Here is a 24,753-nt window from a genome sequence, read left to right as displayed (position 1 = left end):
CGCTCCAATGCATCACCAGGCGATATTGCACGACGACCGCGACGTTCCGGCGCCACCTGTAGCCGTGCAATGCGTACCGGCGCCATTGTCGTAGAACGTCCGGGTCTCCGGTTGCGGCACTGACGGATCAAACGGATTCGGCGTACCGTGCGGCCCGCGCGCGGCATCGTAAGTTCGCGTTGGCGCATACGAGCCGCCGCTGCCGACAGATCGCGAGCCATTTGCCCTCAGGTATTCGTTCCAGTTCTGCGCGCGCTGTTCATATCCGCGCAAAGTGCGCCCGAGGCTGTCGCTCCCACCCGCGCCGAGCGCAACGCGATTCGCGGGCAACACGAAATCGGATTCGGGTACGGCCGGAGTGTGCGATTCGAGCGTATCGCCTGACACGCGCACCGGCCGCGTATCGGGCGTATCGAACGGGCTGCGTTCAGCCGGCGCAGCATACTGTACGCGCCGGGTTGCGCGTGCCGAGCGCCCATCATCGCGAGCCACGGCCTGACGTTCCGAACGAAACACGTTGGCACCGCCCGAACGATCGACGAGCGAATCGCGGCCCGAGGCGTCGACGGTAGAAACAGAAAGCGCACAAGCAAGCGCGGCAGCGGAAGAAAGACGGAAGGGATGATTCATACGCGATCCGAAGCAGGTGATGTGCATTGAAAAAACAACGGCAGATCACTGGCTGGCGAGACTGAACGACGGACGGGCGTTGAAGCGGCCCTGATGCGACGGCGAAGCGCGGCGGGCGCGGTTCGCAGGGAGGCTGGCTGGATTGCAGAGGCGAGTTCACATTATTTCATAAAAATAACAACCAGCTTTCGTGGGTGCCGTAAACGTCAGCATATGGAAGGATTAACCGATCCAACCCGCCGCCCCGCGTTGGTGCGCGCCCACGCAATCCTCAGTCGATTGATTTAAAACACACCGACCCCTAAAAACGAAAAATCGCACGACCCACAACCACAAATCGCCGCAAACCCCCACCCATCAAGCCACTACCCCAAAACCCCACCCAAAATCGCAACCCAATTGCACCCACCGCAAACGTTCTCCACCCACCTGAGTTGCTCCCAAATCGCCACCTCTCCCCCGCCCAGTTTCTCCGTGTTTTCCCTCATAGAAGCGGCATTTTTGACAGACGATTTAAAAACCCCCATATAATTTCGACTGCCTTGCCAACGGCTGTCGGACCATCCATCCGAACAAGCAGTTGGCAAGCGGGGCAGGCGAAACGCTTGCGCAATGCAAGACGCATCACGATGTCTTTCCGAACCAGACGTCCCCCTTGGGGGACTGCAAGAGCCGGGCCCCGCTACGCAACATTCATCCGCAGGTCCGTCTTCATGTGTCTCGGGCGTGTCCCATGTCCTCGCCCCGGGTGCTGTTCGATTGCGCAAGTCATGCCGCCTTTGCCCGTATGACTAAACAACATCGAGGAGCTCCCAGATGACGCTGTCCCGTCTTACGTCCATTTCCGTCGCCGCCGTGCTGTTCGCCGCCGGCGCCGCCGCCGCGCAAGCGGAAACCGTGAAGATCGCCATCGCTGGTCCGATGAGCGGCTCGGTCGCCCAATACGGCGACATGGTGAAGGCCGGCGCGCTGACCGCGATCGAACAGATCAACGCGGCAGGCGGCGCGGGCGGCAACAAGTTCGAAGTCGTGCAGATGGACGACGCATGCGAACCGAAGCAGGCCGTCGCCGTCGCCAACAAGATCGTCAGCCAGAAGATCAAGTACGTGATCGGCCACGTGTGCTCGGGTTCGACGATCCCCGCCTCCGACATCTACGAGAACGAAGGCATCGTGATGGTCACGCCGTCGGCCACCGCGCCGCAGCTGACGGAAGGCAAGAAGCGCCACTTCATCTTCCGCACGATCGGCCGTGACGACCAGCAAGGCCCGGCCGCCGCGCACTACATCATCAACAACGTGAAGCCGAAGAAGGTCGCGATCCTGCACGACAAGCAGTCGTACGGCCAGGGCATCGCGTCGTCGGTGAAGAAGGACCTCGAAGGCGCGAAGATCCCGGTCGTGCTGTTCGAAGGCATCAACGCCGGCGATTCGGACTACTCGGCGATCATCACGAAGCTGAAGTCGCAAGGCGTCGATTTCGTCTACTTCGGCGGCTACCACCCGGAAATGGGCCTGCTGATGCGCCAGGCGCGCGAGCAGGGCGTGAAGGCCACGTTCATGGGCCCTGAAGGCGTGGGCAACAAGGACGTGACGGCGATCGCCGGCCCGGCTTCGGAAGGCATGCTGGTCACGCTGCCGGCAGATTTCTCGGCCGACCCGGCCAACGCTGCGCTCGTGAAGGCGTTCGCGGACAAGAAGCGCGACCCGAACGGCCCGTTCCAGATGCCGTCGTACGCAGCGGTGAAGATCATCGCCGATGCGATCGCCGGCGCGAAGACGACCGACCCGACGAAGGTCGCCGCGTACATGCACAAGACGACGTTCGACACGCCGATCGGCAAGGTCGCGTATGACGCCCAGGGCGACCTGAAGGCGTTCAAGTTCGTCGTCTACACGTGGCACAAGGACGCGACGAAGACCGCCGCCAAGTAATCCGGCGTACCCGCCCGCGCGCCCGCCCTGTCCGAGACCCGGACGGGGCGGGCGTGCATTCGCGCCGCGCATGACCGCATTGCGCGGCCGACGGGCGGCCCGAGACGACACCGTGCGTTGCGCGCGGCCGACCGCCGTGATCCGGCGACGGCACGCGACCCAGCGCCAACGGGAGCTTCCCGCACATGACTGACTTCTTTCCTCAATTCGCCCAGCAGCTGGTCAACGGCCTGACGCTGGGTGCGATCTATGCGCTGATCGCCATCGGCTACTCGATGGTCTACGGCATCATCGGCATGATCAACTTCGCCCACGGCGAGATCTACATGATCGGCGCATACGTGGGCCTCGTGACCCTGACCGCCATCGGCATCTCCGCCGGTTATCCGCTGCCGCTCGTGCTCGGCGCCGCGCTGATCGTGTCGGTGCTCGTCACCGGCCTGTACGGCTTCGCGGTCGAGCGTGTCGCATATCGCCCGCTGCGCGGCGGCCCGCGCCTCGTGCCGCTGATCTCCGCGATCGGCATGTCGATCTTCCTGCAGAACTACGTGCAGATCGGCCAGGGCGCGCGCGACGTGTCCGTGCCGGTGCTGATCTCCGGCGCATTCGACATCCATCTCGGCGGCGATTACGACGTGACGATTCCGTATGCGCGTCTGCTGATCGTCTGCGTGACGGTCGTGCTGATGATCGCGCTCACGCTGTTCATCTCGCATTCGCGGATGGGCCGCGCGTGCCGCGCCTGCGCCGAAGACATGAAGATGGCGAACCTGCTCGGCATCGACACGAACCGCGTGATCTCGTTCACGTTCGTGCTCGGCGCGATGCTGGCGGCCGTCGGCGGCGTGCTGATCGGGCTGACGATCGGCAAGTTGAATCCGTACATTGGCTTCGTCGCGGGCATCAAGGCGTTCACCGCCGCGGTGCTGGGCGGCATCGGCAGCATCCCGGGCGCGATGCTCGGCGGCGTGCTGCTGGGCCTCGCCGAAACCTTCGCCGCAGGCTACATGCCGGCCGAGTACAAGGACGTGGTCGCGTTCGGCCTGCTCGTGCTGATCCTGCTCTTCCGCCCGACCGGCCTGCTCGGCAAGTCGGACATCGAAAAGGTCTGAGGGAGACGCAGATGAGTCAAGTCATTTCCGTTCGCCGCCCGGCCGCCGACGCGTCGGTCGGCCAGGCGCTGAAGAACGCCGCGGCCGCCGCGCTGCTGACGGCGATCCTCACGATTCCGGTGCTCGGCCTGCAGCTGAAGCTCGACGGCTATCAGGTGGTGCTCACGCCGCACTGGCGTCCGGTGTGGATCGCGGTCGCGGCCGTGTTCCTGTTCCAGCTGTTCAAGCCGTGGCTCGTGCGCGCGAAATCGGCGGTGAAGCTGCCGGCGATGCCCGCGATGGGCGCGCAGCAGCAGCGCGCGATCATCTGGGTGCTGCTCGCGGTCGGGCTCGTGTGGCCGTTCTTCGGTTCGCGCGGTGCGGTGGACGTCGCGACGCTCGCGCTGATCTACGTGATCCTCGGCCTCGGGCTGAACATCGTGGTCGGTTTCGCGGGGCTGCTGGATCTCGGCTATGTCGGGTTCTACGCGGTCGGCGGCTATACGTACGCGATGCTGAACCAGTATTTCGGGCTGTCGTTCTGGGAGTGCCTGCCGATCGCGGCGATCGCCGCGGCGACGTTCGGCTTCCTGCTCGGCTTCCCGGTGCTGCGCCTGCGCGGCGACTATCTTGCGATCGTCACGCTCGGCTTCGGCGAAATCATCCGCCTGCTCGCGAACAACCTGACGAGCCTCACCGGCGGCCCGGACGGCATCTCGAGCATTCCGAAGCCGACGGTGTTCGGCTTCGAGATGGCGCGCTCGGCGAGCGTCGAAGGCGCGAAGACCTTCCATGAACTGATCGGGCTGGAATACAGCGGCGAACACATGGTGATCTTCCTGTACCTGATCGCGCTGGTGCTGGTCGGCTTCACGCTGTTCGTGACGAGCCGCCTGATCCGCATGCCGATGGGCCGCGCGTGGGAAGCGCTGCGCGACGACGAGATCGCCTGCCGCTCGCTGGGTCTCAACCCGACGCGCATCAAGCTGTCGGCGTTCACGCTCGGCGCGGCGTTCGCGGGCATCGGCGGCGCGTTCTTCGCGGCGCGTCAGGGCCTCGTGAATCCTGAATCGTTCACCTTCATCGAGTCGGCGCTGATCCTCGCGATCGTCGTGCTCGGCGGGATGGGCTCGCAGCTCGGCGTGATTCTCGCGGCGATCCTGCTGACCGTGCTGCCGGAAGTCGCGCGCGGCTTCGCCGAGTACCGGATGCTGATCTTCGGTCTGGTGATGGTGTTGATGATGATGTGGCGTCCGCAGGGCCTGCTGCCCGCGAGCCGTCCCCACGTGGAGCTGCCGCAATGAGCGCGAATACGGAACTGTTGAAGGTCGCCGGGCTGCAGATGCGCTTCGGCGGGTTGCTCGCGGTGGACGGCATCGATTTCGACGTGCGCCGCAACGAGGTGTTCGCGATCATCGGGCCGAACGGCGCGGGCAAGACCACGGTGTTCAACTGCGTCGGCGGCTTCTACAAGCCGACCGGCGGCGACGTCGTGCTCGACGGCCACGCGATCGCCGGGCTGCCGAGCCACCAGATCGCGTTGAAGGGCCTCGTGCGCACGTTCCAGAACATCCGCCTGTTCAAGTCGCTGACGGTGGTCGAGAACCTGCTCGTCGCGCAGCACCGCAAGGTGAAGTCGGGGCTGTTGCCGGGCCTGTTCTCGACGCCCGCGTATCGTCGCGCCGAGAAGGAAGCGCTCGAACGCGCGGCCGTGTGGCTCGACCGGATGGGGCTGAAGTCGGTCGCCAACCGGCAGGCGGGCACGCTGTCGTACGGGCACCAGCGGCGTCTGGAGATCGCGCGCTGCATGATCACCGAGCCGCGCCTGTTGATGCTGGACGAACCGGCGGCCGGTCTCAACCCGCAGGAAAAGATCGAGCTGCAGCACCTGATCGACAAGCTGCGCCACGAGTTCGGCGTGTCGGTGCTGCTGATCGAACACGACATGAGCCTCGTGATGGGCGTGTCGGACCGCATCCTCGTGATGGAGCACGGCCGGCCGATCGTGATCGGCACGCCGGAAGCGGTCCGCAACGACCCGCGCGTGATCAAGGCGTATCTGGGGGAAGAGTGATGCTGAAGCTGGAACAGGTCCATACGCACTATGGCGCGGTCGAGGCGCTCGCGGGCGTGTCGATCGAGGTGAAGAAGGGCGAGATCGTCACGCTGATCGGCAGCAACGGCGCCGGCAAGACGACGCTGATGATGACCGTATGCGGCACGCCGCGCGCGTCGTCGGGCCGCGTGCTGTTCGAGGGCAACGACATCACTGCGATGTCGACGCACCAGATCATGCGGCAGGGGATGGCAATCTCGCCGGAAGGACGGCGCGTGTTCCCGAGCCTGACGGTGCTCGAGAACCTGAAGATGGGCGGGTTCTTCGCGAGCCGTCATGAAATCGACGATGGCATCGAGCACGTGTTCAAGCTGTTTCCGCGCCTGAAGGAACGCGCGGCGCAGCGGGCCGGCACGATGTCGGGCGGCGAGCAGCAGATGCTGGCGATCGGCCGGGCGCTGATGAGCAAGCCGCGCCTGCTGCTGCTCGACGAGCCGACGCTCGGCCTCGCACCGCTCGTGATCGCGCAGATCTTCGACATCATCCGGACGATTCGTGACGAGGGTGTCACGGTGTTCCTGGTCGAGCAGAACGCGAACAAGGCGCTGGGTGTGGCCGATCGCGGCTACGTGCTCGAAACGGGGCGCGTGGTGCTCGCCGACACGGGCGCGAACCTGCTCGCGAACGACCGCATCAAGCAGGCGTATCTCGGCGGTTGACGAGAGAAAGCCGCCGGCCTGCAATGGGCTGGCGGTTTACGGGAATGGTGTAGCCGATTCGGCTTCGATCGTAGCAATTTCGACTACACCTGGCGAAGCACTCGGATCGACGCAAAATCACTACGGCGACGCGAAACACCTCTATCAGCAGCGGTTCGGCCTCGACCTGCTGATGACTCTTCTACCCTAGCTGATCCTGAACGTGCTTTTCAGCACGTCGCGTAAATGCAGCGCGGCGCGATTGCTGTCGTCCGTGAGGATCGTGATCAGGTGCGGTGGCAGATCCGGCAGCGCGATCCCCGCGACGTTGCTCGTCAGGTTGCCGGACACACGGTCGTGCTCGATGATGCCGACCGCGAGGCCATTCGCGATGCACGCTTCGACCGCCGGCGAGCTCGCGCTCTCGAGCAGCATCCGGTGCGCGATCTTCGCCTTCTTCAGTGCGTTCAGCGCGGTGTCGCGGTACGGACATCCCTGCAGCTGCACGGCGATCGGCAGCGGCGCGTCGGGATTGAACTTGAACGTGCGCGCGGCGACCCACACCGGATGGGTCTTGCTGAGCAGTTCCGCGTGCGGCAGCGCTTTCGGCACGACGGCAATCGTGATGTCGAGCTGGCCGCGGGAAAACAGCTGCTGCAGTTCCTCGCTGGAGCGCGCTTCGACGGTCAGTTCGAGCAACGGCCGGTCGGCGGCGAAGCGCGGCAGGAATTCCGCCATGAAATGCGCGGCATACGAATCGGGGATGCCGAGCCGCAACTTGCCGGTCAGGATCTGCGGCGACAGCGATTCGACCAGCCGGTCGTGGCTCGACAGAAACTCGGTGGTGTCGCCGAGCAGCTTGTGGCCGAACTGCGTGAGCTCGACGGCCTGGTTGTTTCGCGTAAACAGCCGCTGCGCGACCATCTCCTCGAGCTTCTGGATCTGTGCCGTGACCGACGACGGGCTGCGATTCACATACGCGGCCGCATCCTTGAAGCGGCCGAGCTTCGCGACGGCGTGGAAGGTACGCAGCAGGTCGACGTCCAGGGTGCGCGGCATGATTTTGATTTTCCGAATCAGTGATTCAGGTAATGTCGATTGACGGAATTATTGCGCCTCCCTATCCTCGGGTCAACAGGCGGACGACGGCAGGCATTCGATCGAGCGTGACACGTATCCCGGGGAACGATTCATGTCTATCAATGATTTTGTAGTGGATGCATTGGTGCGGGACAGGAAGCTGAAGGCGGAGTCGGTATGGACGGTCGAGAATCACGAGAAGTATTCGACGTTGCAGCGCACGGACGATGCCGCGCGGCAACGCGAGGCGGGGCGTGAAGTCTTCTCCTTGATGCGGAACCTGAACGAATTGGGGGTTCGGAGTCCTGCATTATGTGCGGATCGCAACGGAAAAGGATCGTTGCGCGAAGCGATCGGTGCATTGAGCGAGCGTCTCGCCACGTTGTCGCGCGGCCGCCATGTTCACTACATCGAACTCGGGCCAGAGCCGGTCAAGACGACCGAACTGATGAAGGGCGTCAGCGGCGGCGGGCCGGACCATCTGCGCTACACGGCGGTCGATATCAACGAGTCGTCGGAACACGCGATGCGCGACGCGATCATGCCGTTCCTGAAGACGCCCGGCTGTTTCAACTACATCGCCGACGACTACCGGAACGTGCAGTGGAACCACATCGATCTGGGCCAGGACATGACCTTCATCACGATGCTCGGGTTCCAGGAAGGCAACGAATTGCCGGTGACGATCGGCCGGCTGATCCGTAATCTCGGCGGCAAGTCGACCTACGTGGTGTCGGAGATGCAGCTGTTCGTGGAAGGCCGCGAAGCGCACATCTACGACTTCTACCGCAACGAGAACATGGTGCGGTTCTCCGAAGTCGTCAGCCGGCAGCAGGGCTTCGAGCCGCACGGCGAGCATGACGTGTCGATCGTCCGGCTGAACCTGCTGGGCGATCAGTTCCACGTTGCGGTTACGCTGCAGCCGGTGTCGAAGGCCGGCGTCCACGGGCATCTGATCACCAACGTCTGCCTGAAATACACGCCCGAGCAATTCCGCCACGTGCGCAGCAGTCACGGCAACTGTCGGGTGATCGACGAGCTGCGCAGCGGGGACGGCAGCGTCGTGTACCAGATTGCGCAGTTCAAGGGCTAGCGCCCCGGGGCCGCAACGACGAGAGCGAGGCACGCGATGAACAAGGGAAATGCACTGCCGGTGTTTGCGCGCGGGTTCGATCGGGTGAGGCTTGCGCTGCGGACCTCACTGGCCGGCGACGCGAATGTCGTGGACGACACGGTTACCGTTGCGGAACGGATGCGCTGGACGAGCGGCTTCCTGCGCGACGGCTATCAGGTGCGGTATCGCCGCAACCTCGACGATCTCGGCTATCGCGACGTGCCGATGCGCGGCACGCAATCGAACGCGCTCAACGCTGTGTGCAGCCTGCGCGGGTTGTTCTCCGACGAAGCGGTTCACGCGTTGCGCGAGATCGGCCGCACGCTGGAACGCAGTGCGTCGCACAGCAACTGGATCATCTCGAAGCGGGTGCGTGCGGTGACGAACCGCTCGCGCTTCATCGACGCCATGATGCACGACCGCGCGTTCCTGCTGCGGCTGTCGCGTCTGGCCGGCGCGCCGTTGATCCCGTATCCGATGATCAATGCGCGCTCGCAGTTCAACTATTACTACCCGACGCGCGAGCGCGACGACAAGGAACAGGTCGGCATGTGGCACACCGACGGCACCAGTTTCGTGCTGAACATCGTGCTGTCGGATCGATCCGAATACGAGGGCGGAAACTTTCTGTTTTACGAATCGACTGCCGACACGTTCGATCGGCACGATCGCGAACGCGCACATGTGAAGACGGCGGATTTGAGCCAGGCGGGCGACGCGCTGCTGATCTACGGCAGCAAGCTGTTTCATGGCGTCGAACCAGTCGAGGCAGGGCGGCGCATGTCGCTGGTGCTGTCGTTTCATTGCCCGTACACGCGCGAGGACGACAACGGCTTCTGGCATCTCGCGTCGGACGACGGCATCCCGCGCACGGTCGTCAACTGGCTGGCACTGCAACGCAGCCTTCGCGACGACGCGGCGATGCAGTACCTTCGCCTCGGTCTCGAACCGATCCGGTTCGAAGAGCTGGGCGACGCGCGCACATCCACGGTCACGTTCTGAGGGGCGCCGTTCCGATGCAGCTTTTCCTGATCCAGCTCGTGTTCGTGTTGTCGTGGAGTTCCGGCTTCATCGGTGCCAAGCTCGGCGCGGAGACGGCCGGTGCGTTCAACCTGCTGTTCTGGCGTTTTTTGCTCGTCACGCTCTGTCTGGCGATCGTCCTCAACAGGCGGCTCGGGCGCCTGACGCTGGAAAAGATCCGCTATCATGCGGTGATCGGCTTTCTGTCGCAGTTCCTCTACCTGGCCTGCGTCTACGTCGCGATCCAGCATGGGCTGCCGCCGGGCATCGCGGCGATCGTCGCGGCGTTGCAGCCGCTCATCACGGCGGCGATGACGACGTTCGAAGGCAGCGAGCGCAGCGGCGCGCGCCAGTGGGCCGGGCTCGTGCTCGGATTCATCGGCGTCGGCATCGTGATCGGCGGGCAATACGCGCTGCCGACCGAATCGGTCGGCATCGTCATGTACCTGCTGCCGCTGGTGTCCGCGCTGGGGCTGTCGATCGCGACGATCTATCAGCGGCGGCGCGCGCTCACGACGGCGCGCAGCAACGAGGACGGGTTGTTTCTGCCGCTGTTCGTGCAGGGGGGCGTGAGCCTCGTGCTGTTCGCGGCATGCGGGCTCGTCACCGGCGATCTGCATGTGCCGACGCAGCCGAACGTCTGGTTGTCCGTCGTGTGGCTGACGGTGTTCTCGACGTTCATGGCTTACCTGACGTTATGGGCGCTGCTCAAGCGCATGCCCGCGACGCGCGTGGCGACGCTCGTCTATCTCGAACCGCCCGTGACGCTGACCTGGGCCGCGTGGATGTTCGGCGACCGGATTCCGGTGACGACCTATCTCGGCATCGTCGTCGTCGCGCTCGGCGTGTGGCTCGCCAGCAAGCACGGCGAACGGTTCGGCCGGACGCGTCGGCCAGGCATGGAAGCGGCCCGCGGCAGCGAGCCGGACGCCGGGTTCACGCGTGCAACGCCAGACCCTTCACGGCTTTATCCACGGCCTTCTTCGGCCCGTGCAATGCAAGGCCGACCAGATCGAGATTCGTCGCGTCCCCGGCGCGAAACACTTCGCGATTGGCCGCGTCGTGCCCGGTCGAGAACATCGCGCGCACGTACGGCACGATCCTGACTTCGCGCGACAGCGCGTGCCGATGCGCGGCCTGCAGGCCGTCGAGATCGGCCGCGAACACCAGCATCGGCTGGCCGAACATGCGGCCGTAGCGATTCCCGGCCGCATCCTCGTAAGGCTCGCCGAGCGCTTCGGGCGCGCCGGCCGCGACGCCCGTCGCGAGAAATGCGACCACGTTGAGTTTCTGCCACGCCGCGAGATCGTCGCGCACGATCAATGCCACTTTCGTATCGAACATGAGTGCTCCTCGTTGAAGCGCTCATGATCGGATGGCCGGCGCGATCAGTCTGGAACGTTTGTGCACATCCGCCGATAGGCGGCCGGCGTCATCCGGTACGCGCGGCGGAACCAGCGGCCGAGGTGACTCTGGTCGGCGAAGCCGACGTCCGCGGCGGCCTGCGCCGGCGTGCGGCCCGCCGCGAGCAGCCGGCGCGCCGCGCGCAGGCGCAGGCGAACCAGGTACGCGTGCGGCGACGTTCCGTACGCGCGCCGGAACAGCCGTGTGAGCCGGAAGCGATCGATGCCGGCCCGCTCGGCGAGTTCGTCGAGGCCGAGATTGCCGTCCAGATGCGCGTGCAGCAGGTCGCGCACGCGCACGATCGCCGGCGGCACGGTGCCCGTGCTCGTGTCGGCGCTTGCCGTGACCGAATCGCGCAACTGACCGCCGAGGCGCGTGAGGAGACGGTCGAGCGTCTGGTCGCGCGCGAGCTTGCCTTCGTTGCCGTGGATCGCGAGAAACGCGTGGCGGATCGCGTCGACGAGGCGGCGATCGTCGACGAGCGTATGGCCGAACGCGGCTTCGACGCCGCTCAGGCCGGGAAGATCGATTCGGCGTGCCGCACGTTCGACCCACGCCTGTGGCAGGTACAGCATCGAGTAGGTGAAGCCGCCGGCTTCCGGCGCATGGCCGTCGTGCAGCGCGCCCGGTTCGATCAGGATCGCGCGGCCCGGCACGCTCGTGTGCAGCGACCGATGACACTGGAAACGCTGCACGCCTTGTTCCGTGAAGCCGATCAGCATGTCGTCGTGATCGTGCGGATCGTACGCATGCCCGCTGAAATGCGCGCGCAGGCTTTCGATCCCCGTTTCCGGATCGCGGCGCGCGACGAGCCAGTGTTCGTTCGTGCCGTTGTCGTTTGCCGCGCTTGCCATCGCTCGCCTCGCTGCCCGTCGTCGTTGCCTGCCGGATAGTGTACGCAGATCGTACGCGCTTCGTGCGGCAGCGACGGGCGGCGGGGTTACAGCACGCGTGCGATCGCCTGTTCCAGCAGCGACAGCCCGAGATCGATTTCCGCTTCGCTGACCGTCAGCGGCGGCGCGATCCGGAACACGCCGCCCATGCCGGGCAACTGCACGATGTTCATGCTGAGCCCGAGATTCATGCATTCGCGCGTGATCTTCGCGCCAAGGCCGTCCGCCGGCTCCTTCGTCCGCCGGTCCTTGACGATCTCGACGCCGAGCAGCAGGCCGCGCCCGCGCACGTCGCCGATGCAGTCGAAGCGCTCCATCAGGTCGAGCAGCCCGCGCCGCAGCCGGTCGCCCATCACGTTCGCCCGCTGGACGAGGCCGTCGCGCTGCACCACGTCGAGCACGCGCAGGCCGACCGCGGCCGGCAGCGGGTCCGACACGTGCGTCGTGTAGAACAGGTAGCCGAGTTCGTGCGCGCGTTCCTCGATCCGCGCGGACGTGACGACCGCCGCGAGCGGCAGCCCCGCGCCGAGCGTCTTCGACAGCGTGAGGAGGTCGGGTGTCACGCCGTCGCGCTGGCACGCGAACATCGTGCCGGTGCGTCCGACGCCGGTTTGCGCTTCGTCGAGGATCAGCAGCATCCCGCGCTCCTCGCACTTGCGCTTGAGCGCCGCCATGTAGCCTTCCGGCAGTTCGATGATGCCGCCCGAGCTGAGGATCGGCTCCGCGATGAACGCGGCGAGGTTGCCGCTCGACTGGCGATCGATCAGGTCGAATGCGTAGTCGAGCTCGGCGAGATAGTCGTAGGTGCCGTTGCGCTCGAAGCGCGGCCGGTACGCGAATGGCGCCGGAATCGCGAACGAACCGACGGCGGCCGGCCCGACGCCCTTGCGGCCGGCGCTGTACGTGGCGGATGCCGCCGCGCCCGTCATCCCGTGCCACGACTGCGCGAAGCCGACGATCTCGTACTTGCCGGTGACGAGCTTCGCCATCCGGATCGCCGCTTCGTTCGATTCCGCGCCGGTGCTCAGCAGCAGCGCGCGATCGAGCCCGGGCGGCGTGAGGTCGGCGAGGCGTGTCGCGAGGTCGACGACGGGGCGCGACAGCATCCCGCTGAACAGGTGATCGAGCTTGCCCGCGTATTCATTGATGACGGAGACGATCTCCGGGTGGCAGTGCCCGAGCACCGCGCTCATCTGGCCCGACGTGAAATCGAGGATCGCGCGGCCGTCCGCGTCGTAGACGAAGCTGCCTTGCGCGCGCTCGATGATCATCGGCTCGAACGTGCCGCCGTAGCGGATCAGGTGCTGCCTGGCGTTGTGCCAGAAGGTTGCGTCGTCGTTCAGGGACATCGGGCTTCTCCGGACAAGGGCCAAGGATCGCTTGCAGTCTAGGCGCCGGTCTGGTTTTATGGAAACGAATAGTTCTTATGCAAGGTAGAAAAGGAGCTAATACCTTGGCACGTTCGCTCGAAATCGACCTGCTGCGCTCGTTCGTCGTCATCGCCGAAGTGCGCTCGCTCAGCCGCGCGGCGGCGCGGGTCGGCCGCACGCAGTCCGCACTCAGCCAGCAGATGCGGCGGCTCGAGGAAAGCGTCGACCAGCCGCTGTTCCAGCGCACCGGGCGCGGCGTGCTGCTCACGCATCCCGGCGAGCGGCTGCTCGTGCATGCGCAGCGCATCCTGCGGCAGCACGACGAGGCGATGGCCGACCTGTGCGGCACCGGGTTGTCGGGCACGATCCGGTTCGGCTGCCCGGACGATTACGCGGGCGTGTTCCTGCCTTCGCTGCTGCGGCAGTTCTCGAGCCAGCATCCGCAGGCGATCGTCGAAGTCGTGTGCGGGCCGACGCCGCGGCTGCTCGAACAGCTCGACAAGCGGGCGGTCGATCTGGCAATGGTGTCCGTGCCGGACGATGGTTCGGACGGCGACTTCATCCGCCGCGAGCAACTGGTCTGGATCGGTTATCCGGGGCTCGATGCCGCGCGGTTCGATCCGTTGCCGCTCGCGCTGTCCGATCCCGATACGCTCGATCATATTGCGGCCTGTGAGGCGCTGCGTCGCGCCGGCCGCGATTATCGCGTCGCGTATGCGAGCAGCAGCCTCGCGGGGCTGACCGCGCTGGTGCGTTCGGGGCAGGCGTTCGCGGTGATGACGCAGACGGCGGTGCCGGCGGATCTGGCCATCCTCGCCGGCGATCGCGGACTGCCGCCGCTGCCGGCGGTCGGCATTACGCTGCGGTTCGACCGGAAGCGGCCGTCGCATCTGACGACGGCGTTCGCGGAGCATATTCGGGCGGTCTTGCCGGTGCTGTGAGGGCGGGGTAGGGCGTGTGGGTGATCGGTCGAGCGATGCGCCGTTTTCTGATGGAGAGGGGGAATGCTGATGCAGCAGTACCTGCGCCTTGTCTGATAGGGATCGGCACACGAAGCTACGCCACGACCTACGCTCGATCTTTTCAGGACTGGCCGATGCCGACCCGGTGCGGACAGTCAGGTTGGCCCGACATTAACGACCGCTTCCGAAGTCAAGCGGACCGCCCATCGAATCTGACCGATGGTTGCTCGCCCCGCGCGATTTCCTGGGCGCATCGAATATGGCCATTCGGCGGCTCAGTAACCATCTACCGAGTTCTGTAGATAGCGCGGGGCATTCGACACCCCCGGTTTGATTGACAGCGATATCTCGCTGCCCCGTTCCGCAAGCCTTGGCAAGGTAGCGACAATGTCGGGTAAGTCCGCCTTGGCATCTCGGAGCGATGTAGATCAATAATCCTTGTGAATGGCTGCGGGTCTGAAGGCGCGGACGATAACGGCGAACGCGCGCAACGTCGCGGCGAATTGTCCACTGGCGGAGTGCGGGTAGACTCGCTCATTCGACCGGCGCACACGAGCGGTGATGTCGTCCAGCGACAGGAAACAGCCGGGAGCACACATGGCTTTGATACCCAGGTGGATCGTAGCTTCAATTGTCGTCGCGGCATGCTGCGGCCTTGCGGTCGATGGCGGCTTAGTGGGAGGCGCAAAAGCTCAAACATTGCCGACAACGCTCGACAAGGAGATAAAGTATTTCTACCGGGCGCCGAGCACGGAAGCGGTGGCGAAGATTCTCAAGGACTTCAGCAAACCACCATACGTCGGCAATGCTGCGAGCTACCCGCCGTTGGCCGGTTTTCTCGCGGCGTTTTTTTCCAGGTATCCGGGTAGCGTCAACGCAGTTGTCACCACTGACGTCGATCCGCGTGTTCTATGGTCCGTTGCAATTGGGTTGCGCCTGGCCGGACAGGCCCAAAAAGCGGAAGCGGTTGCGGCGCGCATGCAGGCAGCGGGGCTCAAGTCACCCGAACTGGACAAACTTCCAGCATCGCTCGGCATGATACGGGCACAGACGCCATCCGACTTCGACCTGCTGTGGGGAGCGAGCTCTGCGACTGGCGATTCACGCTATTGCCTGGTCATTCTTGACGCATTTCGGTCCTATGCGAACGAGGGCAATAATGCCAAGGTGTTGGTTGCCATCGAAAAAGAGGTCGAAAAAGGACCGAAGGGCGACCTGCACTGGGTTCGCCAGCAATGGGGGAACGCGAAAGCGATTGAACTCATCTACATGGCCTCTGCGCTCTGGGGACTCAGATCGAACGCCGCCCAACATGACTTTGTCAGGGCCGCAATTGGTCAATATATAGCAGCACATCCCGACGAGCCTGCAGCCCGTGCGTTGGTGGGCAAGGTTTGATTGTAACGATTGCGCGAGACGAGATGGAGCGAGGCAGGTCAATACGGGTCGCCTTGCGCGAACGCGTGATTACCGTTTTCGTCTTCTCCATCACGTGCGATCGCTGGTGTGCGTCGTTGCGTTGCAAACGACTTAGGTATTTCTGGAACGCCCTGGGTGGCTGCCAAGTGCGGAGCGTGACGGAAAGTTACCGCCCCTTCTCAGACATTGCGGGACGTGAGACCGAACGACAGTTACATCGCAGTACCTTGCAGGGATCCGTGGCGTTTCTGAGGCATGTATGCGCCGCGTAAAGCGCAACTTGTGAGCACGAGATCAGTATCCAGATGCGCCTGAGTTGGCGCTCGACAGCAATACGTTTGATAGCGACTTACAAAAATCAGTAGTTCTTTCAAGGTGGCAACATGCGAGCACACGCAGAAGCCTGGGTTGCTGCAGCTATGCAAAGGTCCTTTTCGTGGACAAAGCCGACATTCGAGTGACAGCTCTCCGGCGCCCACCAAAGTCCGCTCCTGGCCGAACGCGACCGACCGCCGCCCGGTGACAGACGACCGGCGCAGATCGACCCGAAGCGGTCCCTCGCATTTCTCAAGATCGGTCATTGGGACGGCGTGTGGTGGGATGATCGCGCTATCGCTTCTGCCACCTAGCGTACGCGTCAGTACCCATGGCATCGAAGTTCGGCATTTCTCCGACCCGCACATGCTGAAAGAAGTCCAAACAATGACTCCATGATGATGTGTCGGGATCGGATTCAATCCAGCGCAAATATCCCAAGTGCTTCCAATCTAACGACCTGTCGTCATTGCAGCGCCAAAGGACCTCTTGTGCGATTGCCTCGCACCAAATCAAAGCGTCATCTGCTGAGTTCGCCGCGATGAAAACACCGGTCGTAGATTCATAGTCTTCGACCACTCCACGCTCGAATAGCTGCCGTGGCTCAGGCTCGTGGTACTGAAAAATGACGAGGAATTCGCGCGTCATGTCGCAGAAGGTTTGTTGAACGACAGTCGCCGTCCGTTGCCGCTGATTGTCGACGAATCCGGCACATACGTCGACCATCCGCTCGTGGCCGAACGCGGCCGGCCGCCGCCCTGTGACGCGCGACCGGCGCAGATCGACCCGTTGCGGACGATGAATGTGCTCCCCAACGGACATCTAAGGGTAGCCTGCGTGCGCATCGCACCAAAAGTGCATCAGGCACCAGTGTTCAAGGAAGCATTTCTATGTCGCGTGCAAGCGCTTCGTTCTTTCGTGCGATCCACAGAAAAAGAAGCCCGAGACCGCCAAAGATGATCACATAGCCTATGAATTCTGCTGCAAGAACGCTCCCCGATGATTTGGGGTGAATTGCTAATCCCAATCCCAGAACGAACGGGACGATAAGCAATATCCTGCCAAGCCAGCGCATCTGCTTGCCCGTCGCTCGCAGCTTCTGCGGTGAGGTGCCGTTCTCACGCGCGAACTGAGCAGGACTCAGACCCTGTGCCTTTTCACTTCGCCAGCGCATCGCTCGAAGCACTGCAACCAACAAAATTCCTACCGCAAGAAATATGTTGTACGAGGCGTGCATGGTTGGTTAGCGATAGATTATTAGATGACGATTCGGCAGGGCGCGGTGAGCGCGATCGATTGTCGACGATTCGGGGCGGCGTGTCGAATGTCTGCTTCTGGCCGACTGCCGCCCGACGCGGTCGGCCGTAGCCGACGGCGGATTCAGCCAGTCGCTTTCCTCTACAGCGGACGTTCAAGCTTTACGTTGCACATGCCCAGATCGACCACTGGCCCGGAGTCCTTAGCCAGTAAATCCACGATCTGCTCGCTGACGAGCTCAGCCCAACAGCGATATTGCCCAGCCCCGGGGTGAAATCGATCACGGGCCATCTCGAGCGGCTTTGCTGCCCAATCAAGCGATATATAGCGCGCGGCAGCGTCCTGGCTAATCCACCGCCGCAGCGTGCGGTCCAGAGACGCGGCATATCGGCCCAGGTACCAGCGCAGCGGGTGCTGCGCCGCTGGCAGAATTCGCAATGGCGGTAGCCCTGTTGCTACCAGACCGAATGCGCCGGTGCGACGGCGGACTTCTTCAACCAGTCGCCGATAGTCTTGCAGGAACTGGCGTGGCGAACGTTGCGACGTTACATCGTTAGTACCCAATGCGGTCACGAGAAAGTCCGCCGGCTGTAATTCGCTCTGCCTTAATAGCGCTAGAGACTCTTCAGTGTTGACCCCCGACTTTGCCACCAGTTGCCATGTAACGGGCCTGCCCAGTTTGATAGCCAGCATTTTGGCAACCGGTTGCGCTAATGCCTGTACCTGATCGTCGACCCCCACTCCTGCCGCCGACGAGTCACCGACAACCAGAATTCGCAAGGCCGGTTGCAGGGCCTCTCGCGAGCCTTCCCTCCCGCAACGAGGCCCTGCTGCCTCCGGTAGGCGTAGCGCCGTTCGCCTTAGCCTGCGTGCCTGTATCACCAGAATTGGGCCGAGGACAAACTTGTAGAGTGGCAACATTTTCAGTTCAGATCAGAAGAGGAACAACGGTAGCCCCATGCACGTTTTGACACGGTCTGGGCCGAACCCGGCCCCGACGATGAGCCGGCAATGCGCTCTGCCGATGATGCTTCCGAATCCGACAGTACCCGACCCATCGCGGTCAGACGGTCAACACGGAATCATCGGCTTTTGGAAATCACGTCACTCATGTAGTTATTCAGATCGCGAAAATCCTGAACGGTCCAGGAGTGCGGCGCAAGCTTTACGCCGTTCTCCCTCAAAGTTCTCGGAATCAGGTCCCCGTTCGGACGAAGTATTACCGATGAAACAATGACGCCTGGATAATCATGGAGTCGCTTTTTGAACGCAGCAGTTGTGAGGTCAGGCGTGGCAGGATTGCTTTTCTTGGCCAATGGCCCGGTGCCCCTGATATCTGCGCCATGGCACATCGCGCATCTTTGTATATAGAGATTTTTCCCGTTAATGTTTTGCGAGAAGGATGGTGAAGGTTGAGTCAATACCAACGCTCCTAGCGAAGCGATCAACAATTCTCTTGTTTTCATTTGGCCTTGTCGTGTCACGCAGATTGCTGTGCCCGGGAGTATAAACGCGTGATCGTGGAATGGTCGCTCTTGGCCGTACATGGAAATTGGCCGATCAGCCTGATTGGAGGTTGGCTACGCAATCGTTGATTGCCTGTTCTAACTGCGGATTGGATAAATCGACACCGACACGCGCAAGCGAAAGCAGCAATTGCTCCGCTGCCGACAGCCGACAGCCGCTACCGCCGCCAACCGGCGTTGCAGGCGGCCGTCACGGCCGCGATGATGGGCGCCGTCGAGAAGAGCCGTGCGGGCATCGCGGCTGGCGTGCTCAATGCGAGCAGGCAAAGCGGCTCCGGATTCGGCGTGGCGATCTTCGGCGCGCTGATGAGCACCGCGCAGACCCCGGGGGGAGGCGTGCGCGTCGCGATCTTCGTTGCGATCGGGTTGTCGCTGGCGGCGGCTGGATGCTGGCGCGTCACGCTCGTGCGAGCAGTCCGCGAGCCGAAACGCGCAATCTGATTCACTCGAGCATTCAACCGGATCGCCGTCGGACGCGGCCTGCGACGCCGTGTTGGCGGGCGCGCATCACGTGTCCGGGCCGCCGTTTCGCGCATCGATGGCGCGACGCCGGCCGCCAGCTGCGTCTCGTTCTTCGATGACGCACCGGTCCACGCATCGGCCCGCCTTGCCGATGCAATAAAAAGAACCGCGAAGCCTTGCGCTTTCGCGGTTCTTTTAACGCGCCCGAAACACGGTGCAACCGTGTTCTGGTGCCGACGGCGAGACTCGAACCCGCACAGCTTTCGCCGCTACCCCCTCAAGGTAGCGTGTCTACCAATTCGGCGGCTATCTGATCTGGCGACTGCATTTGCGCTCACGGAGGTCGCTGCGCATGGCGGCCGACCAATCCGTCGGTGTCGTCGCGTGCCTATGTGCTCTCTGCATAGGAAATGCCGAAACTTTGCATTGGACCGCATATTTTGCGATTCCTAGAATCAGGCGAACGTCGAGCCTTGTTCGACAGGTTCGTTCAGCCACGTCGCGCTTGCCGCGCGGCAGCAATCCCCGAGGAATCGTTCCATGCAGATCAGTACACCCGTCGCCGCACTGTCCGAGGACATGAAAGCGTGGCGTCGACAGATTCACAGTCGTCCGGAAATCGCGTTTCAGGAAACCGGCACGGCAGCGTTCGTCGCGGAGTTGCTGCGCTCGTTCGGCATCGATACGCATACCGGAATCGGCCGTACCGGCGTGGTGGGCGTGATCGACGGTAACGGCGGGCCGGGCCCCACGATTGCGTTGCGCGCCGACATGGATGCGCTGCCGATCCAGGAGGAAGGCCGGCCGGTTTATCGCTCGGTCCATCACGGACTGTTTCATGGCTGCGGTCACGATGGACACACCGCGATCCTGCTCGGCGCGGCGAAGCTGCTGGCCGGCCATCGCCAGTTCAAGGGGCGGGTCGTGCTGGTATTCCAGCCGGCCGAGGAAATCGTCAAAGGCAGTCAGGCGATGCTCGACGATCAGTTGCTCGCGCGTTTCCCGTTCGACGAAATCTACGGGTTGCACAACCATCCGCAGCTCGAACCGGGCAAGATCGGCGTGCGCGTCGGATCGCAGCTTGCCGCGGTGGATTTTTTCTCGATCGAGATTCGCGGCACCGGCAGTCATGGCGGAACGCCGCATCGTAGCGTCGATCCGATTGCCATCGGCGCGTTGCTCGTCACTGCATTGCAGACCGTCGTCAGCCGCGCGATCGATCCGCTCGACAGCGCGGTGCTGAGCATCTGCCAGTTCGTTGCGGGGGCGACGGCGAACGTCATTCCCGATCGCGCGTCGCTGCAAGGCACTACGCGCGCGCTGTCGCCGCTGGCGCGCGAACGCGTGCATCGGCGCATGCGAGAGATCTGCGACGGCGTTGCGCTGTCGCACGGATGCGCGATCGATCTCGACATTTCGCACGGCACGCCGGCCACGATCAATGCGGAAGCTCCGGCGCGATGTGTCATGGCGGCTGCCGATACCGTGGTCGGCGCCGCGAACGTGCTGACCGACGTGGCACCGTTGATGGCGGGTGACGATGTCGCGCGCTTTCTCGAGGCGCGACCCGGTTGTTATTTCTTTCTCGGGCAGGGCGGTCACATGTGCCATCACCCCGAATACGACTTCAACGACGACGTGGCGCCGATCGGCGTCGCGATTTTCGACGAAGTCGTGCGTCGCCGTCTCGGCGTTTGACGGAAAGCGTCGCGCGACCGAAGCATTCATAAAAAAAATGGAGGAGAACATCATGGAACATGCAACGTTTCGCGCCCGGCGGACGATGGCCTCGCTGTCGGCAGGCGTGTGCGCCGCGGCCGCAACGGGCGCGGCATGTGCGGCCGAAGCACCGGCGCAGCGCGTCGCAAGCGGGTATACGCTTGCGCCGTTTCTGCTCTTCGTTGCGTTGACGCTCGGCATCACGTACTGGGCATCGCGTCGCAACCGCTCGGTTTCGCAGTTCTATACGGCCGGCGGCAGTGTCACGCCGTTGCAGAACGGCTTCGCGCTCGCAGGCGACTACATGTCCGCATCGTCGTTCCTCGGTGCGGTCGGCATGATGGCCGGCTCGGGCTACGACTCCATCATTTACGGCGTCGGCACGCTGATCGGCTGGCCGATCCTGCTGTTTCTCGTCGCGGAACCGCTACGTAATCTCGGACGCTTCACGCTCGCCGATGTCGTCGCATTCCGTCTCGCGGAGCGTCCGGTTCGGAGCCTGGCCGCCGTGAATTCGCTGGTGATCGTGCTGTTCTATCTCGTCATCCAGCTGGTCGGCGCCGGCAAGCTGATCCAGCTGCTGTTCGGCGTGCCTTACATGGTGGCGATGCTCGCGGTTGGCGCGCTGGTGCTCGTGTACGTGCTGATCGGCGGGATGCTGGCCACTACGTGGGTGCAGATCGTGAAGGCGGTGCTGATGGTGGCGATCGGTACGTATCTGGCGTTCAAGGTGCTGCAGGCGACCGGCTTCAGCGCGAGTCGGTTGATCGCCACGGTGGTGCAGTCTCATCCGGCCGGCTCGGCCGTGCTGGCGCCGAGCCGGCTCGTCACGAACCCCGTGGATGCGATTTCGCTCGGCATGTCGTTGATCTTCGGCATGGTAGGCCTGCCGCATATCCTGAGTCGCCTGTTCACCGTACGCGACGGTGCCGCGGCCCGGCAATCGGCGTTCTACGCAACCGCGCTCATTGCGTGGTTCTATACCGCGGTCGTCGTGATCGGCGCCGGTGCGATCGTATTCGTGCTCCGCAATCCCGCTTTCCTGGATCCGGTCACGCACACGCTGATCGGCGGCGGAAACATGACGGCGATGCATCTGAGCCATTACTTCGGCGGAGACGTCTTCCTCGGCATCATGTCCGCAGTTGCGTTCGCAACGATCCTGGCGGTCGTTGCGGGGCTCACGATTTCGGGCGCATCGGCGGTCGGTCATGATCTGTACAAGCGCATCCTGTGCAGGGGGCAAGCCGATCCGGCACGCGAACTGGCGGTATCGCGCCGGGCCACGTTCGTACTGGTCGCGGCCGCGCTGCTGCTGTCGCATCTCGTGCAAAACCTGAACATCAGCTTCCTGGTCGGGCTCGCGTTCTCCATTTCGGCGAGCACCAACTTCCCGATCCTGATGCTGTCGATGTTCTGGCGAGGATTGACGACGCGCGGCGTACTGGCTGGCGGGATAGTCGGGTTGGTGTCGTCGGTCGGGCTGCTCGTGACCGGGCCGACGATCTGGGTGGGCATCCTGAAGCACGACAGTGCGCTCTTTCCGTACGCGAACCCGACCCTGTTCTCGATGACGCTGGCGTTCGGCGTCGCATGGCTCGCATCGATTACCGACTCGTCTGCTCGTGCGGCGGCGGAGCGTGCGGGATTCGATGCGCAGATGTTCCGCAGCGCGACCGGCATCGGCATCAGCGCTCCCCAAACTCACTGATCACTGGAGCAACCATGTCGAACGTCAATCACCCGGCAGTCGTCGCGCGCAGCACCGATGCGAACGCAAGCGTCGACGCACGCACGCGCGACGTGGCCCGTCTGGTCCGGCGCCGCACACGCCTGAGCATCGGCATGAGCGTGCTCGTGCTGGGCATCTACTTTGCGTTCATCCTGACCGTCGCGTTCGCTCCGGCCGTGTTGACACGCCACTTCCCGGTCGAATCGCCGATGACGGTCGGGATCGTCGTCGGGATCGGGCTTTACTGGTTCTGCGCGATCTCAACCGGCGCGTATGTGTGGATAGCCGGCCGCTGGATCGACCCGCTCGTCGGGCGGATTGCCCGATGAACGGGCGGGCGCGTCCGGGTTCGCGATGACGAAGCCCGTTGCGCGGTCGCATGGCGACCGGTACGAATCGATATGCCGCGCTGTCGGAACCACGCCGATTTGTCCGGGACTTGCGGTCGAGCCGAATGGATGTCCTGATCGTCGTGCGTCGCGGTAGTCCAAGGTCACAACGCGTCGTTCGCGCAATCCACATCGGAGCCGTGTCTCCTTGTGCGCGTGTCAGTCATGAAACTGATACGCGCTTTTTTTTGACGAGGATGGCCATGTCGGTCGTGACCGACATGATCGGAACGGTCCGGGAGCGCGATTGATTCGTCGAGATCGAAGCGCCGCTCGTGTGTTCCGCACACGATCATCGGAGGGTCATGCAACTCTTGCATCGCCGGACGACAAGAATCTCATTGGATAGTGATTTTTTAGCTGAATACGATGCATCGCGGTCTCGAAGATTCACGCGAACGCATACACCTGTGCCGCACATGCGACGAAGAAGATCGGTTTTCAAATGATTCGGTATGCGAAATGAATATGCCGTAGCGGGCGGGAATGCGTTGGGCCGGATCGAGGCACAATCCAATCAATCGATGGGGCGACATGAAAAACAGAAAATCAGTGAGGAGACTGGCGACGACCGCGTTGACGCTTGCGTGCGCGACGGGGGCGGATGGCGCCCGCGCGCAGAGCTCGGTGGTCATGTACGGCATCCTGGATATCGGCATCCAGAGCTTGACCAACGCCGGATCGAACGGGAAGTCGTCGCTTGGCATGCTGGGCAGTGCGTTTCTGCCGTCCCGCTTCGGCATCAAGGGCGACGAGGATCTCGGCGGGGGCTACGGTGCAATCTTTCAGCTCGAAAACGGCTTCGACCTCGGCAAGGGCACCCTCGTGACGCCGGGCACGTTGTTCAACCGCCTTTCGAGCGTCGGGTTTCGATCGCCTTATGGCCGGCTGACGTTCGGGCGGCAATACAGCGTACAGTTCGACAAGACGGTGCTCTATGATCCTACGTATTTCGCCAACGACTCGACGCTTTCGCTGAACGCGATCCCGCTGGCGACGCTGAGGCTGAACAATGCGGTGAAGTTCCAGTCACAGCCGTTTTACGGATTCAATGTCGAGGCTGAATATGGCTTCGGTCAACAACTTCCGGGCAACGGCCTAGCCGGCCGGTATGTCGGTGCGGCGCTCGAATATGACCGGGGAGCGCTTGCCGCTCGCGTGCTTTACGAGCAGAGTCGCGGTACGAGCGCAGGCGGCATCGATGCATCGGGGCGGGTCGATGAGCGGTACAGCGCGGCGCTTCGTTATACGGTGGGCGGCGTGACCGTTGCCGCGGGCGTCACGCGCGTGGTCGGAGACCTCCAGTTGACGCCGCGCGGCGTGGCTTACTGGGGCAGTGCGAAGGGTTTCGCGACGCCGACGATTCAATGGTACGTGCTGGGCGGCCGCTACGCGTTCCAGAGCACGCCGGGGCACCCGACGCTGTTGGTCGGCGGAGGCGAGTATCTGCTGTCGAAGGCGACGTTTCTGTATGCGCATGTCGGCACGGTCTGGAACTCCGACGAGAGCGCGTTCGGCGTCAACAGCTTTTCCAGTGTGGGCCAGCCTGGCAAGAGTCAGGTCGGCGTGAGCGTCGGCATTCATCACCGGTTCTGACGCGGCACACAGGCGCCACGATCAAGCCGTTGCGGCGAAGGGCGCGACTATACTTTCCGCACGTGGGCAGCGTCGCTGCCCGTGA

The 24,753-nt window shown here is 63.4% G+C and carries 23 protein-coding genes and 1 pseudogene; 15 read left to right on the top strand and 9 right to left on the bottom strand.

From position 1 onward, the window contains the following. Window positions 1–12: 12 nt before the first annotated feature. Window positions 13–630: a hypothetical protein gene (locus tag DIE02_RS06105; protein WP_260427236.1), complete on the bottom strand. Its 618-nt coding sequence runs from the start codon at window positions 628–630 to the stop codon at window positions 13–15. A gap of 816 nt (window positions 631–1,446) precedes the next feature. Here DIE02_RS06105 and DIE02_RS06100 point away from each other — a divergent pair. From DIE02_RS06100 to DIE02_RS06080, 5 genes are all read left to right on the top strand, one after another. Beyond that, window positions 1,447–2,565, top strand: coding sequence for a branched-chain amino acid ABC transporter substrate-binding protein (locus DIE02_RS06100; protein WP_044846845.1), 1,119 nt, complete (start codon window positions 1,447–1,449; stop codon window positions 2,563–2,565). Window positions 2,566–2,750: 185 nt separating this feature from the next. Further along, window positions 2,751–3,677: a high-affinity branched-chain amino acid ABC transporter permease LivH gene (livH, locus tag DIE02_RS06095; protein ID WP_044846846.1), complete on the top strand. Its 927-nt coding sequence runs from the start codon at window positions 2,751–2,753 to the stop codon at window positions 3,675–3,677. A gap of 11 nt (window positions 3,678–3,688) precedes the next feature. Continuing rightward, window positions 3,689–4,960 (top strand): high-affinity branched-chain amino acid ABC transporter permease LivM, encoded by a 1,272-nt coding sequence (locus DIE02_RS06090; protein WP_044846847.1) that lies wholly within the window; start codon window positions 3,689–3,691, stop codon window positions 4,958–4,960. Further along, complete coding sequence (gene livG, locus DIE02_RS06085) at window positions 4,957–5,730, top strand: high-affinity branched-chain amino acid ABC transporter ATP-binding protein LivG (RefSeq protein ID WP_044846848.1); 774 nt, start codon at window positions 4,957–4,959, stop codon at window positions 5,728–5,730. Before DIE02_RS06090 ends, livG begins: the two co-directional genes overlap by 4 nt. Beyond that, window positions 5,730–6,431 carry an ABC transporter ATP-binding protein gene (locus tag DIE02_RS06080; RefSeq protein WP_044846849.1) on the top strand — a complete coding sequence of 234 codons (702 nt, stop codon included), beginning with the start codon at window positions 5,730–5,732 and terminating at the stop codon, window positions 6,429–6,431. Before livG ends, DIE02_RS06080 begins: the two co-directional genes overlap by 1 nt. 186 nt (window positions 6,432–6,617) lie before the next feature. Here the strand turns inward: DIE02_RS06080 and DIE02_RS06075 are convergent, their stop codons facing one another. Then, window positions 6,618–7,469: a LysR substrate-binding domain-containing protein gene (locus DIE02_RS06075; protein ID WP_124485249.1), complete on the bottom strand. Its 852-nt coding sequence runs from the start codon at window positions 7,467–7,469 to the stop codon at window positions 6,618–6,620. A 133-nt stretch (window positions 7,470–7,602) separates the two neighbouring features. Between DIE02_RS06075 and DIE02_RS06070 the strand changes: the two genes are divergently transcribed. The 3 genes and pseudogenes from DIE02_RS06070 to DIE02_RS06060 all read left to right on the top strand — a co-directional run. Then, window positions 7,603–8,583: a hypothetical protein gene (locus DIE02_RS06070; protein ID WP_044846851.1), complete on the top strand. Its 981-nt coding sequence runs from the start codon at window positions 7,603–7,605 to the stop codon at window positions 8,581–8,583. Window positions 8,584–8,619: 36 nt separating this feature from the next. Continuing rightward, window positions 8,620–9,606 (top strand): 2OG-Fe(II) oxygenase, encoded by a 987-nt coding sequence (locus DIE02_RS06065; RefSeq protein WP_124485250.1) that lies wholly within the window; start codon window positions 8,620–8,622, stop codon window positions 9,604–9,606. Between the two features lie 14 nt (window positions 9,607–9,620). Then, window positions 9,621–10,424: pseudogene (locus tag DIE02_RS06060) on the top strand (DMT family transporter); the annotation flags it as partial. Between the two features lie 136 nt (window positions 10,425–10,560). On the opposite strand, the gene DIE02_RS06055 reads toward DIE02_RS06060, so the two are convergent. The 3 genes from DIE02_RS06055 to DIE02_RS06045 all read right to left on the bottom strand — a co-directional run bounded on the left by DIE02_RS06055 (window position 10,561) and on the right by DIE02_RS06045 (window position 13,270). Further along, window positions 10,561–10,968 carry a DUF2000 family protein gene (locus DIE02_RS06055; protein ID WP_124485251.1) on the bottom strand — a complete coding sequence of 136 codons (408 nt, stop codon included), beginning with the start codon at window positions 10,966–10,968 and terminating at the stop codon, window positions 10,561–10,563. 44 nt (window positions 10,969–11,012) lie between these two features. After that, window positions 11,013–11,882 carry an AraC family transcriptional regulator gene (locus DIE02_RS06050; RefSeq protein ID WP_124485252.1) on the bottom strand — a complete coding sequence of 290 codons (870 nt, stop codon included), beginning with the start codon at window positions 11,880–11,882 and terminating at the stop codon, window positions 11,013–11,015. 86 nt (window positions 11,883–11,968) lie between these two features. Then, the gene (locus DIE02_RS06045; RefSeq protein WP_124485253.1) at window positions 11,969–13,270 is read right to left on the bottom strand and encodes an aspartate aminotransferase family protein; all 1,302 of its coding nucleotides are present in this window, start codon (window positions 13,268–13,270) and stop codon (window positions 11,969–11,971) included. Window positions 13,271–13,347: 77 nt separating this feature from the next. Here DIE02_RS06045 and DIE02_RS06040 point away from each other — a divergent pair, with 77 nt between their 5' ends. Beyond that, window positions 13,348–14,232 (top strand): LysR family transcriptional regulator, encoded by an 885-nt coding sequence (locus DIE02_RS06040; RefSeq protein ID WP_185702596.1) that lies wholly within the window; start codon window positions 13,348–13,350, stop codon window positions 14,230–14,232. Window positions 14,233–14,850: 618 nt separating this feature from the next. Then, the gene (locus tag DIE02_RS06035; RefSeq protein WP_124485255.1) at window positions 14,851–15,651 is read left to right on the top strand and encodes a hypothetical protein; all 801 of its coding nucleotides are present in this window, start codon (window positions 14,851–14,853) and stop codon (window positions 15,649–15,651) included. 630 nt (window positions 15,652–16,281) lie between these two features. On the opposite strand, the gene DIE02_RS06030 is transcribed toward DIE02_RS06035, so the two are convergent. From DIE02_RS06030 to DIE02_RS06015, 4 genes are all read right to left on the bottom strand, one after another. Next, window positions 16,282–16,809 (bottom strand): hypothetical protein, encoded by a 528-nt coding sequence (locus DIE02_RS06030; protein WP_260427235.1) that lies wholly within the window; start codon window positions 16,807–16,809, stop codon window positions 16,282–16,284. A 52-nt stretch (window positions 16,810–16,861) separates the two neighbouring features. Next, the gene (locus DIE02_RS06025; protein WP_124485256.1) at window positions 16,862–17,224 is read right to left on the bottom strand and encodes a hypothetical protein; all 363 of its coding nucleotides are present in this window, start codon (window positions 17,222–17,224) and stop codon (window positions 16,862–16,864) included. Window positions 17,225–17,385: 161 nt separating this feature from the next. After that, window positions 17,386–18,024: an SGNH/GDSL hydrolase family protein gene (locus DIE02_RS06020; protein WP_260427234.1), complete on the bottom strand. Its 639-nt coding sequence runs from the start codon at window positions 18,022–18,024 to the stop codon at window positions 17,386–17,388. Between the two features lie 302 nt (window positions 18,025–18,326). Then, a complete protein-coding gene (locus DIE02_RS06015) occupies window positions 18,327–18,710 on the bottom strand; it encodes a cytochrome c (protein WP_124485258.1) in 384 nt (127 codons plus the stop codon). 237 nt (window positions 18,711–18,947) lie between these two features. Between DIE02_RS06015 and DIE02_RS06010 the strand changes: the two genes are divergently transcribed. From DIE02_RS06010 to DIE02_RS05990, 5 genes are all read left to right on the top strand, one after another. Beyond that, the gene (locus DIE02_RS06010; protein WP_185702595.1) at window positions 18,948–19,211 is read left to right on the top strand and encodes a hypothetical protein; all 264 of its coding nucleotides are present in this window, start codon (window positions 18,948–18,950) and stop codon (window positions 19,209–19,211) included. Between the two features lie 561 nt (window positions 19,212–19,772). Further along, window positions 19,773–20,930 (top strand): M20 aminoacylase family protein, encoded by a 1,158-nt coding sequence (locus DIE02_RS06005; RefSeq protein ID WP_124485259.1) that lies wholly within the window; start codon window positions 19,773–19,775, stop codon window positions 20,928–20,930. A 52-nt stretch (window positions 20,931–20,982) separates the two neighbouring features. Beyond that, entirely contained in the window at window positions 20,983–22,662 is a 1,680-nt protein-coding gene (locus DIE02_RS06000) for a sodium:solute symporter family transporter (RefSeq protein ID WP_260427233.1), read from the top strand. A 14-nt stretch (window positions 22,663–22,676) separates the two neighbouring features. Next, window positions 22,677–23,012 (top strand): DUF485 domain-containing protein, encoded by a 336-nt coding sequence (locus DIE02_RS05995; RefSeq protein ID WP_185702594.1) that lies wholly within the window; start codon window positions 22,677–22,679, stop codon window positions 23,010–23,012. Window positions 23,013–23,606: 594 nt separating this feature from the next. Then, window positions 23,607–24,668: a porin gene (locus DIE02_RS05990; protein WP_185702593.1), complete on the top strand. Its 1,062-nt coding sequence runs from the start codon at window positions 23,607–23,609 to the stop codon at window positions 24,666–24,668. Window positions 24,669–24,753 lie beyond the last annotated feature (85 nt).

The sequence above is a fragment of the Burkholderia sp. Bp8991 genome (genome assembly GCF_003853795.1).
Lineage (GTDB): Bacteria > Pseudomonadota > Gammaproteobacteria > Burkholderiales > Burkholderiaceae > Burkholderia.
The sequence above is the reverse complement of the archived record's forward strand: the minus strand, read 5'-3'. Positions and strand labels throughout refer to the sequence as shown.